A 12,507-nucleotide genomic window follows, 5' to 3' on the forward strand; every position below is an offset into this window, starting at 1 on the left:
ATACAGCTATGAAACGAGGAATCATAACAAACAACGGACAAGGTATCCATATATCTGATGGCGAAGTATGGATGACCGCTTGGGAGATTGCCAACTTGTTCTATACAACAGTTGGAGCAATCAATTCCCGCATAAAAGCGATATTGAAAACCAACGTCTTAAAGGAGTATGAAGCCTGGCAATGTATAAAGTTGGAAAATGGGAATAGTGCCGATGTGTATAATCTCGACATGATTATTACCCTATCCTATCAAATAGACACTGGACATTCCGCTGCATTCAGGAAATGGGTTATCAATAAAGTTGCCTCCAAGCAGAAGGGCATATCACTATTTATTCCAATAAGGTCAGCTAACACTTACAATTGCTGATACCCACAACTTAAAAGTCCGATGTTGGCTAGTCCCATGTCGGACTTTCCTTTGCTATTGTGGCACAGGTGGCATAGAAAAATGCTACCTACCGGAGCCAAAAGCTGCCACTTCCCAGGAAATGTATCTACACATCTTGCAAATGATATATATTTGCACACAAACGATTAACATATATCATTATGGAGCAGAAAAAGATAGAACATATTACCTTGCATCTGATTGTTTTCGGGACAATTGTCATCATTGGTGTTTTAGCCCGCCAGACCGTACTACACTATGGTTGGGACGAGTTCAGTAGCTACCTTATTTTTGTGGTATGCTCCATTGTCATGGGAGCAATCTATCTTAATCTGCAAATGGTATTCAGTCAACTTCTTTCACCAACAATAGAGAAGTGCTTTATGAGATTTGAGTGCTACCGCAATAAGGCTATAGTGGTAAAAGCTCCAGTGGTACACTCCGAACTTGCCGAAAGTACCATAAATTCTGAATCCATCATTTCTGAACCTGAGCCCGATATTGAAATCAAAACTACATCTGACACATCAGAAGAAGTTTCGACACCTCCGTTTCTTGAACCCAACGAAGACGTGGTAGAACTTTCAAATGAAGAAACCGCACCTCCTACCATCAACAATATATCTATTGAAGAATCCAATCAGCCAACAGAATACGAGATATTCCGTGCTAACGCTATGGCTGAGAAGGAACGAGCATCGCAAGAAAAATTAGATAAGGTTCTCGCATATACGAAACAAAACTTGATTCTCTACCTTAGCGAAACTGACCTTAATCGTCTATGTGGATATATCACAGAATACTACTTCTCAGATTCCCTGCCTAAAGTTGAACAGATAAAGGTTGACGCTCAATTAAAAACCATTGACATCATGCACTTTGGATGGAATATAGGTAAAGCATTCGGCAAGCTACGCCTACAGACTGCTACCTTTATAAAGAGGGTATTTGCTCATACTCTCCGTGATTCGGAAATATCTACCATTGAACGCAAAATGTCGCACACGGAATCTGAGTGCAGGATTAAGCTGGATAGAAGAATTGCATAATCAATACTGACATTTATTTAAAACTGCTTCGTATCGAATTTCATTAAAAGCCTTAGTTAACAATACTCCATTCTCCTTTGCAATAGGAACTAGTAACTGAGCTTTATATTTTTCTACAGCCTTTGCAACCTTATCTTTTAAATCAACTGAAGTTAATGACTCAGTCATCGTTGTAAATTCCTGATTCACTTGCGATAGCACTTTTTCTATCAACTTATTATTAATTTCAATTAGAGCCTTTTGTGCAATTTCTTTTGTTTTATCTGTAGCTTGTATTAAATACATACATTTGTCAAAATCATCATTCTTTTTGTAAGTTCCGGATGCATCAATACCAGGAAAAGGATGCAATTGTATTGAAAATACTGAAGACCCTATACTTGCATCAAATAAGTTTCCATTACTATTTGATTCTAAATCAAATATTTGGTCTTGATAATATATATTTAAAAGATACAATGCTCCCAATGAACGTATGAAATGTTTTAAGGTTCCCTTCTTATGTAACGACTTTACTCTATTATGTTTTACTGCTTGATATGCTTTTTGCCAATCTGAAGAACTAGTACCTCTTTTATGTGCCTTATGTAGTGGCGTTAAATATAGATTTTCATCCTGTTCTAAATACAATATTGGACTTGAGACCATAACAACTTTGTTGCTCAAACACCATTTTGACTCTAACAAAGCCAAGCAATCTGTATCAAAATACAAATCTTTATCATCTGGCTTTGTACCTCCTTCTCTAAAATATAATTCTTTAGATATAGATTCTATTTCTACACTTGTACGAATCAATAAATCAGCAATCTTCATTGAATAAACATCAAGCTGCTTATCGTCTATATGAATAATCTCAGCTAAAGCTAATAATTCTCGTTCAAGTGACTTATATACATTCCAATATAAATTATTCTTCATCTTTATTGCATTCAAAAAACTAAATCATGCTACAAAATTACAATAAACAGTTCATTCTTAAATTCAACTACCATTGTTTTATTTGTAGAGAATCTGATATTTCATAAAAATCACCTCTTTTTTCATCAATAGCTCCCAAGAACTAGTATAAAGAATATTATCAAATATACAATACAGACTTATTACCAACGACTTATCACGACTAATCACCATCAAAAAGTTATTCATCAGTTATATCTTGGTGAATAATTCCACCATTGAAACACCTGTTTCCTTTGCCGTCGAACAATTAAAAACGAGCGACGTATGCAAAAAGAAACAGTAACATTTGATAAGCTGCCCGAAGCGGTAGATTATCTGACCGAACAGGTCATTGAGTTGAAAAGAATGGTGTCGGAACTTCAACCACCTGTATCAGACAAACACGTGCTGGTTGAAATTGAGGATGCTTGCCGTATCATCAGAAAAGCCAAGCCAACCATTTATACATTGGTACGCAAGGGACTTCTTCCTGCCTATAAGAAAGGCAAAAAGCTCTATTTCTACGAAGACGAACTTCTGGCTTGGATTGAGAACGGGCGTAGAAAGACTTCCGAGCAAACATACGAGGAGATGCTTGCCAATATGCAAGGCGGTGTCCGTCATAAGCCCAAATCATCCATGAAACTTAAATGAGTGTAGATATGGATACATATTCTATTAATCCGGCATCCATCATTGACGAAGCGGTTGATTTAAGTATGCAACTGACGGATACTGATTTTCCTGTCAGCATATTCCCGTCAAAAATCCAACGCATCATCAGCGAGGTACACGAATGCCATAACTACCCTACCGACTACATTGCCGCAGCAATCCTTACGGCAATAGCAGTTGGCATCGGTAACACGCATCTTGCCCAAATCAAGCAAGGCTGGGTAGAAAGCCCTATCCTGTATATGGCATTGATTGGACGACCGGGAGCAAACAAAAGCCATCCGCTTAGCTTTGCGATGAAACCGTTTCTTGATTACGACTATCAACAGAATCAAGTCTTTGAAAAAGCACTTGCCAAATATGATGAGTTGATGAGTATGAGCCGTAAAGAACGTGCAGACAACGGTGAAGAACAATTTCCACAGGAACCAATCCGTAAACGCTTCTTGATTTCGGATGTAACCCCCGAAGGATTGAGCCTCATTCATGCACAGAACAAACGTGGTTTATGCTTGTGGGCTGACGAATTATCCGCTTGGTTCAAGAACTTCAACCGCTATAACAACGGTTCGGAAGAACAATTCTGGTTGTCAGTATTCAGTGCCAAGACCACTATATCCGACCGCAAGAATGCCAAGAGTTCCATCTTCATCAAGCGACCGTATATCTCAGTTATCGGCACTATCCAAAAGAAGATTCTCAGTGAACTGGCTAAGGGCGAACGCTCCAGTAATGGATTCATTGACCGTATCCTGTTTGTAATGCCCAATCTGCAACGGAAGGCACGTTGGAATGACAAGGAGCTCCCGGAGAATATCGAGCAAGAATGGAATACCATTATTGACAAGCTGATACAACAAGAGTATGCCCTCAATGAATTTGGAGAGATAGAACCGCAGATTCTTCTTTTCACGGAGGATGCCAAGAGACGGCTTTACGAATGGCAGCACCACTTCTCAGAGTTGTGCGACCAAGAGACAAACGACACCATTGTGAGTATCTATTGCAAGTTGGAGATATACATCATCCGCTTTTGCCTAATTATCCAATTAGCCCGATGGACTTGTGGAGAGTGTGGTAAAACCTATATCGACCCGTTGACTGTAGAACGAGCCATCAAACTGACGGAATATTTCAAGGAATCCGCATTGAACGTTCAAAATATCCTCAATGAAAATGCGCTCAACAGCCAACAACAAGCGATAGTCAATCTGCTTCCTCCATCCTTTACAACAGCCCAAGCTATACAGATAGCCGAGCAGAACGGAATGAAGGAACGGACATTTCAACGCTTTCTCAATGACAACATCGGAACATTGTTCCGCAAAGAGAAACATGGAGAATATTCAAAGATTAACCCGTGACATTTTTGTCGGTTTTGACACTTCCCAAGCGAAAACGACAATAGCGACAAAAGTGACACACCCAAAAGAGACATATACAATGAATACACATAGATTCATATTAGAACCCTACAAAGGTGCAAGCACTCGGCACACGTACCCGAACTGCCACCGCCAAAGATGCTTTTCCAAATACATTGATAGAGAGAAGCAAATCAAGTTCCCAGAATACGTGGGGCGTTGTGACCATGAGCAGAAATGCGGTTATCACTTCACGCCTCGTGATTACTTTGAGCAGAATCCATCTGAAAAAGAAAAGTTTGCTGAGAATAGCTTCGGAAGTTATACACCTATTAAAGAAGTAAAACCGATAGCCATCTCCTACATGGATTTGGATATAGTCAACCAATCATTACGAGGCTATTCTGCGAACAAGTTATTTCAGTTTCTATCGGCTCAATTCGGAGAGGCGGAAACATTGAATCTTATGAAGAGATACAAGGTTGGTACATCCAAGTATTGGGATGGTGCAACCGTATTCTGGCAAACAGACAATCAGAGTAAAGTCAGAACTGGTAAGATAATGCTTTACAATTCCGAAACGGGTAAGCGAATAAAAGAACCATACAATCATGTTACGTGGGTGCACTCCGTATTACACAAAGATGATTACAATTTGAAGCAGTGCTTCTTCGGTGAGCATCTGCTTTCCGAAGACAAAAGCCGTCCAGTTGCACTGGTCGAAAGCGAGAAAACGGCAATTATTGCATCTTACTATCTGCCGCAATTCCTATGGATAGCATCAGGTGGAAAGAACGGTTGCTTCAATGTCAACAGCCTATCCGTTCTGGCAGGAAGAAGAGTTGTATTATTCCCTGATTTAGGTGCAACCGACTATTGGCAGAGCAAAATCAGTCTAATGAAAAGCTGCGGAATTGAAGTACAAATGTTCGATTATTTGGAAGCCAACGCTACCGAAGACGAACGCAAAGAGGGGTACGACATAGCTGATTATCTACTCAAAGTGAAGCCTGACGAAGCCATTCTTCAACAAATGATAAGGAAGAATCCTGTCTTAAAAACACTGATAGATACATTCGATTTAAAGCTCATCAGCGTACAACAAGGCACTCCACAACCGAAGGTTTTACCACCCAAGAAGCGAGGATTCAGACTTTGAACTCAGGGAGAAGAATCGAGACTTTTTTACTGTAGCAAGTTAATGTCGGTGTATTACATTCCCCGACTACTTGCTCCTCAAAAAATCTGAGGAGGCGGCTCCCGATGGTCACAAATTATTCACTAAAAACAATTCACATGGAAAAGAAATATACAATAACGCTCCGTCTGTCATATCAACAACACGCATGGCTTGGTGCGCTTTGCAGACGGAGCAAGCAAACTCAAAGCGAAGTCATCCGTTCGCTCATCGAGAACGGTTCGGTACGTGAACGAATCACGCAAGAGCATATCCACATCATCCGTCAGCTGATTGGCGAAAGTACCAATCTTAACCAGTTGGCAAGACAGGCAAACACCTACGGTTTCTTTGCCGTTGCGGACAGATGCGAGGAAATGGCTCAGTACATTAATCAACTTATAAAACGACTAAAAGATGATAGGTAAACAGACTAAAGGGACATCGTTCGGTGGCTGTGTTAGCTATGTTCTCAAAGAGGAGAAATCCAAATTGCTGGAAGCAGTTGGAGTAGAAGGTACACCCGAACAGATGGCAGAGCAATTTGAGTTACAATCGCTACTCAACGACAAGGTAAAGAATATTGTCGGACACACTTCGCTCAACTTCTCACCAGAAGATAGTGCAAGATTAAAGTCCGATGATGCTCTGATGCTGAGCATAGCGCATGACTATATGAAACTGATGGGTATTGAAAACACTCAATACATCATTGCCCGACATATCGACAGTGAACATCCGCATTGCCATATCGTATTCAGCCGAGTGAACAATGACGGTAAGACAATTAGCGACAAGAATGACTTCCGTAGGAATGAGAAAGTCTGCAAAATGCTGACCGCCAAATATCGCTTGCACTTTGCTAATGGTAAAGACCATATCAAAGAAAAACGCTTGCGCCCCTATGATAAGGCAAAACATGAGATATACAAGGCATTGAAAGAAGAATTGCCCAAAACTCATAGTTGGGATGATTTGAAAGAAGTACTTGCAGACCGGGACATTGATATGAAATTCAAACTCGGTCGGACTACACGAGAAATACAGGGTATCAAGTTTGAGCATAACGGATTTTCTTTCTCCGGTTCAAAAATAAGTCGAGAGTTCAGCTACTTGAATATCGACAACCGACTGGAAGAAAATGTATGTGCATCCTTGTTGGAGTCAGCCAAACAGGAACCCAAACAGCAAAAAGAAGAGCTACAGCAGAGCGTTTCTCATTCCGATGATAGTTTCGGTATCAGTCTCGGTTTGCTAAACGGCAGCTCATCCTACGATGCTACTGCAGCAGAAGAAGCCGAGTTCAATCGCCTGATGAAGAAGAAAAAGGCTAAGCGTAAGCGAGGCTTTCATTTATAATCCATTATTATTAACATCTTAAATTCAATTATTTATGGTACAAAAAGATTTAATTCTTGATTTCAATCTCTACTTGTGTGAGAAGTTCGGCTACAGAAACAGTTGTAGCGTGATGCAAAATGCCAATGGCTTTTGTGTGAACATCCGTGAACGAGATTTGGACTGCTATATCCGATTCTGGGAGTATAGCTGCGGAAGAGGCAACTTCCCCGACTGGTCTATCATTATTGTGCGCAGCAACTTCAAGAAGAACCAAGAAGAAAGTCTGAAAGACTTGGCTCGGTTCTTCAAAGAGTACATGCCACGTTACGGTTACAAATACCTCTGCACCGAAGCTGACGACTACAAATATTATCAGACACTTGGTTTGAAACTTATCTATCAAGGCATTTTCGACCAAAACAATTATGGATTGCCGATGAAAGATTTGAATGTCTAATACATGGTTTAGAGTTAAGGAGGGGATTTCTCCTCCTTATTTCAATATACCTCTTATTTGTTTATCAAAATCAGAATCAATTAGTTGAGTTCGATTAAAAATATCATACTCCTGTTCTGCCTTTGCTTTTGCTTGAGCCGCTGAAATACGCCCTTTATCTGGCAAAATCTGATAATCCATAAACGACAAGAACTTAGTTACACTACCAGCGAACTGCTCCATATTGAATGTATTTCGATGTCTAATAATATTTTCAATATAGTCAAAGAATGCCGATACAGCTAGTTCCAATTCCTTTATCTCTTTCTCTTGCAGATAGTTTTTGGCAACAATAACATCAGACTTCAATATACGACCCTTGGGAGAGTTTTTCCAAGTAGTCAAACCCATGTGTTCTTTGGTATGATCCACATTATGATATACAATTTCAGCAACCGTTTGTCATGTAATTGCATAATGGGAACAATTTTGAATCATCGCATAGAAATCGTGTGTTGTTGGGGAGTTCTTGTCATAGTCTACGCTACACTCTGCATATATATCCGTAATTTTCTGCCAAACCCTACGTTCACTTGCACGGATGGAACGGATTCTTTCAAGCAACTCTTGAAAGTAATCCTGCCCAAATACAGTCTCTCCCTGCTTCAGCCGGTCATCATCAAGAACAAATCCCTTTTTAATGTATTCATTCAGGATTTTCGTAGCCCATTGACGGAAACGAGTAGCTTTTAGCGAATTTACACGATAACCAACCGAGATTACAGCATCAAGGTTGTAAAATTGCGTATTGTATATTTTGCCATCTTCAGCAGTATGTGCAAATTTTGCACATACTGAATCCTGCTGCAACTCAAATGATTCAAAAATATTTTTCAGATACTTTGAGATGACAGTTCTATCTACACCAAAAAGCTGAGCCATTGCTTTTTGAGTACACCAAAGAGTTTCATCCCTGATGATTACTTGTACCTTACCTTCCTCTTCTGGAAAATTGTATAGAATAAATCGAATATCTTGTAACATAATTAGAAACAGCTATATACTTACAACTTTAATCTTATAAAATTCAACATATCAGACTGTTATAGTTTTATTTATTTCAGATTTATCAAATGCTGTAAATTTCAGTAAAAGCCCCTCTTTGTGCAATGTTCCAACTATACAGCTCATAGAAAAGCGACTTATCGTTGCTGATAATGTCTTTATTATTGTAAATGCTTTTTTTGATGATTCTGTAGTGACTATAATAACACCACCACGCATTGTTTTCATAGTAGTAAGTAACATCTTATTTTGGTTTCGAGCATTCACTATAAAGAATCCATTTTCATTCTCCTCAATAAAATATTTCCCAGAACTAAAACTCTTGCTTCTAATTGCAAAATGATGAGTTTTGTTATTTTCTTGAGTGGAAATATCTTTAATTTGGATGATTGGTGTATCTGATGAAGAATCTTTTACGTCAATTTCTACTGTTTGAGGCATTTCAAAATCTTGTATAAGAACCATTTCATCATCACCTTCACTCAAGTCGGTTTCAACATATTCTCTTATATTACCATTATTGCGAGAATATCTCTTTGAGGATGAGTATTCTCTACTCTCTCCATAGAAATATGATTCCCAATCACGCACCTCGTCAGGCAATCCGAACCTAGAGTACATGCCAACATTGTCAAGTATTATACATCGTTTATCGCCATTTTTTCTCAAACCTCTTCCAACTTGTTGTATATATTTAACTAATGATTTTGTAGGTCTTGCTAGTTGGATAAACTCTATGTCTGGGCAGTCAAAACCTTCGGAGAAAATATCAACATTCACAATGATATCGATCTCACCATTTTTGAAAGCATTTATAACAGCCTCTCTAACTTTTGCCGGAGTCTTACTGTCAATATTCTCAATCGATACACCATGACTTTGGTATTGAGAACATATGTGTTCACTATGCTCTCTAGAGATGCTATAGATAATTCCTTTCTTGCCCAAAGCATTCTTTGCATAGCTATCATAAAGTTGTGCTCTAATTTTTAAAGTATCACATACTTCAGCCAACGCACTATTCTTGTAGTCACCTTCTATGTCAAATTCTCTAATAGAATCAATAGACTTGAGCAATTCAGAGCTTATAGGAATAGAATAATATTGATATGTTGCCAACCATCCTTTTTGTATAAACTCCTTAATTGACATTGATGGAATATATGCATCAAATATTTGCGCAAAGCCATTATTATTCATCCTCCACGGAGTTGCTGTTACTCCTAATTTTTTAGCATCTGGACAAAATTCCCATAATTTCTGATATGAACTCGCGACTGCATGATGAGCTTCGTCAATGATTATAAAATCAAATTTAAGGTCTTCAATCAAGCATTGATTGGCAGGATGCGTGATAGTTTGAATTGAGGCCACTTGTATCGCCTGTGTCAAATCACGTTTATCCTTCATGGTACCAGCTAACACACCATGCTTAATACGATATTTATCAAGACTACGAGAACTCTGCTCTATCAACTCACTACGATGAGCGATTATCAAAATACGAAAATTAATATTATGTCTTAATCCCCAAATATTTATATCTCGAATGATTGATGTGAATAATCGAGTCTTACCCGTACCCGTGGGCATTTGGTATAGGATATTGTCAAAAAGATTCCACTTGTCAAATATATCTTCTTTGGCAAGTTGCTGATAATCACGCAAAGTGATGTCATTTTGACAAAACTCATTATAATCAATCATTCGAACTCCTCAGTTGGTACTAAACTTTGCAATATAGACTTCATTTCATTTACTTCAGCTTGAGACAAAGCTCGCCCTTTGGTAGTTGTCCAAGCCTTACTATATGAAATAAGGTCATTTATCCATTTAAGTTTGTCCGTCTTTGTCTTAAATGAATCAGATACTGGTATTGCAAATTCTTTCTCGAATGTAACAAACGACTCATCATCTTTCTTTACACTCCAATTACTTTCAATAATTTCTTTATAGTCCTGCAAATTCATGAGATCTGTCCAATCTTGGTTGTCAATATCTTCATTGTCATCCATACGCTGGAAGCATCTACCTTTTACCTTCATTACTTTATTCTCCCAAGTCTCACCATAGAGTTCCTCTAACTTATTTAAGATGCGAACTTTTATATGCTTCTCAATTTGTCTTCCACACTCCTTTCCATCTTCCTGTAGTCCTTTATCTTGTTTCTCCAGCCAAGCTTCCAAACCATGAGGATTATATTCGGGAATTTGTTTATGAATAGCATTTTGATACATTCCCAACCACAGAGTATCCGCCCCCTGCCCCTTAATTAATCGAATTTGAGTCTGATCATCTATAGGCATATTACATAAATAATTGATCAACACATCAAAATACGGAGCCATTGAGTCAACCTGTTCTTTTGTGCTTGATTTTTGTGACAACCTGTTACACTGAATCAAGTGCTCATTCAACGATGCAATTAATGATACAAAAGCATATGTACCACGATTGCTTTCAATGAATGTTTCATATTCTTCTTTATGCTCATCAATCATTTTGTAATAAACATGAGCATAACAATCTTTTATCAAATTGGATATTCGTTTTTGAGCATCCAACATCGCTTTATTGTGTTCTACGCAATTAGTGTTATATAGACATACATCCGTATGATCTATAAATTCTTTTTTTGTAGCTTTAGGTAATAACGAAGATTTGGATAATGCTGTATCAAATGGTTTTAATTGGAGTTTTGCCGTGTCTTCACCTATCGCTATTTTACGCGCTAAAACACTACTATTGTCTCTACCAAGTTGTTTTATGATAGATGAACGCAACGCTTTTAAACGAGAATCCAAATGTGGTGACTCCCAATTCAAATCCTCATTTAAGTCTAATCGTAAACTTGGACTGACGGCTTTTTGATGTTCGTTTATGTCCATAAAAATTCGAAGCTGCTCATCTGATGGTAAACCATCGAAAGCAACAACAGGGATTGTATTAGTGTCTTTATATTTAGAACCGGCATAACCATATACACGATGCTGTCCATCAATTATATATGCAATACAATAAGCATTAGGAATCGTGAGATATCCCAATTTTGTTCTCGTGTCATCAGAGCCCCCTGAAGCTAAATCAAATTGAATCCTATTTTTTCTTTCAGAGTTGTCAAAATTTATAATAACAGAGTTGGGGAAGTAACCATTCTTCTTGTCAATAAACTCTCTTATACCCTTTAATCGGGAAGGAACAAGTAACCTCTGATATGTTGGCATCGTAATCTGCGTATTAACTCTTGTTCGATGCAACACAAAGCCTATCTTAAGAAGCGTCGCAGGCTCAATAGATAGCATATAATAAGTATGACCTCCCATTGTTCCTTTTAATGCCGGGATACGGATTTTATCACTATTGATGCGCTCGTGTCGAAACATCAAGCCATAGAACTGATAAATAACCGTTGACCTATATGATTTTATAAGACTATTTACATAGTCATATGTATTATCAGTAAATTGGAATATCTTGTTTTCTGCCAATCGTTTCTCATCTTCGCAACCCTCTGCAAACGTGTAATTACGTGTGGCAAAAACAAATTTCACTTTTTTCCCCTCTCCATATATTTGACGCAAAGCTTTCATTACACCATCCTTATATAAACGCATATCGTCTATATCTTTTTTGAATGATGCTTGTTTAATATTTTCCGTAGCCTTGCATTCTACAACAAATATAGCTTCTTCCCCAATAGCTACTACATCAAGTTGGTGCTTATCCTCAGGATTGTCACCCCATTGTACCACTAACTTTTCATCGTAATTAAGGTGTCTAAAGCCAAGATTGTAAAACATGCACCAAATATCATCCTCAAACTTTACACCAACAGGTTTGAGTTTTTGGATCTTTGCTTTATATTTTGAGCGAGAAACTTCTTCCCAGCCTTCATTAAGATAGTCATCCAATTCATTGAGCGAAATACTCAATGTAAAATACGGAGTCTTCTTTGCTTTAAATTTCTTGGTTAGCACAGAGTCATCGTGGGTCATATGCTCCTTAATCGCTTGAATCTGTGAAATTGTCAGAGGGGCCATATATAGTTCATTTTTTTTGTTAGCAC

At 38.2% G+C, this 12,507-nt stretch carries 11 protein-coding genes and 1 pseudogene; 8 read left to right on the plus strand and 4 right to left on the minus strand.

Annotated features, from left to right (window positions below; genetic code table 11):
• The first annotated feature begins 8 nt into the window (after window positions 1-8).
• Window positions 9-371 carry a lipofamily protein gene (locus tag H8S63_RS10165; protein ID WP_186926685.1) on the plus strand — a complete coding sequence of 121 codons (363 nt, stop codon included), beginning with the start codon at window positions 9-11 and terminating at the stop codon, window positions 369-371.
• A gap of 182 nt (window positions 372-553) precedes the next feature.
• On the plus strand, window positions 554-1,441 hold the full coding sequence (locus tag H8S63_RS10170) for a mobilization protein (RefSeq protein WP_186926686.1): 888 nt from the start codon (window positions 554-556) through the stop codon (window positions 1,439-1,441).
• Here H8S63_RS10170 and H8S63_RS10175 read toward each other — a convergent pair whose 3' ends face one another.
• Window positions 1,442-2,362, minus strand: a complete 921-nt coding sequence (locus H8S63_RS10175) for a hypothetical protein (RefSeq protein ID WP_186926687.1) — start codon at window positions 2,360-2,362, stop codon at window positions 1,442-1,444.
• Between the two features lie 306 nt (window positions 2,363-2,668).
• Here H8S63_RS10175 and H8S63_RS10180 point away from each other — a divergent pair, with 306 nt between their 5' ends.
• The 6 genes from H8S63_RS10180 (at window position 2,669) to H8S63_RS10205 (ending at window position 7,397) form a co-directional block, all read left to right on the plus strand.
• Entirely contained in the window at window positions 2,669-3,037 is a 369-nt protein-coding gene (locus tag H8S63_RS10180; RefSeq protein WP_186926688.1) for a helix-turn-helix domain-containing protein, read from the plus strand.
• An 8-nt stretch (window positions 3,038-3,045) separates the two neighbouring features.
• Complete coding sequence (locus H8S63_RS10185) at window positions 3,046-4,422, plus strand: DUF3987 domain-containing protein (RefSeq protein ID WP_186926689.1); 1,377 nt, start codon at window positions 3,046-3,048, stop codon at window positions 4,420-4,422.
• Between the two features lie 79 nt (window positions 4,423-4,501).
• The gene (locus tag H8S63_RS10190; protein ID WP_186926690.1) at window positions 4,502-5,581 is read left to right on the plus strand and encodes a DUF6371 domain-containing protein; all 1,080 of its coding nucleotides are present in this window, start codon (window positions 4,502-4,504) and stop codon (window positions 5,579-5,581) included.
• Between the two features lie 137 nt (window positions 5,582-5,718).
• Window positions 5,719-6,027 (plus strand): MobC family plasmid mobilization relaxosome protein, encoded by a 309-nt coding sequence (locus H8S63_RS10195; RefSeq protein WP_018668625.1) that lies wholly within the window; start codon window positions 5,719-5,721, stop codon window positions 6,025-6,027.
• Window positions 6,017-6,958, plus strand: coding sequence for a relaxase/mobilization nuclease domain-containing protein (locus H8S63_RS10200; RefSeq protein ID WP_186926691.1), 942 nt, complete (start codon window positions 6,017-6,019; stop codon window positions 6,956-6,958). The genes H8S63_RS10195 and H8S63_RS10200 overlap by 11 nt, the downstream gene beginning before the upstream one ends.
• A gap of 34 nt (window positions 6,959-6,992) precedes the next feature.
• Entirely contained in the window at window positions 6,993-7,397 is a 405-nt protein-coding gene (locus H8S63_RS10205; protein ID WP_186926692.1) for a hypothetical protein, read from the plus strand.
• A 36-nt stretch (window positions 7,398-7,433) separates the two neighbouring features.
• On the opposite strand, the pseudogene rhuM reads toward H8S63_RS10205, so the two are convergent.
• The 3 genes and pseudogenes from rhuM to H8S63_RS10220 all read right to left on the minus strand — a co-directional run bounded on the left by rhuM (window position 7,434) and on the right by H8S63_RS10220 (window position 12,481).
• Window positions 7,434-8,420: pseudogene (gene rhuM, locus H8S63_RS10210) on the minus strand (RhuM family protein).
• Between the two features lie 51 nt (window positions 8,421-8,471).
• Window positions 8,472-10,148 (minus strand): DEAD/DEAH box helicase, encoded by a 1,677-nt coding sequence (locus H8S63_RS10215; protein WP_186926693.1) that lies wholly within the window; start codon window positions 10,146-10,148, stop codon window positions 8,472-8,474.
• Entirely contained in the window at window positions 10,145-12,481 is a 2,337-nt protein-coding gene (locus H8S63_RS10220; protein ID WP_186926694.1) for a DGQHR domain-containing protein, read from the minus strand. The genes H8S63_RS10215 and H8S63_RS10220 overlap by 4 nt, the downstream gene beginning before the upstream one ends.
• Between the last annotated feature and the right edge of the window lie 26 nt (window positions 12,482-12,507).

Source organism: Bacteroides sp. NSJ-39 (genome assembly GCF_014287315.1).
Classification (GTDB): Bacteria; Bacteroidota; Bacteroidia; order Bacteroidales; family Bacteroidaceae; genus Bacteroides; species Bacteroides finegoldii.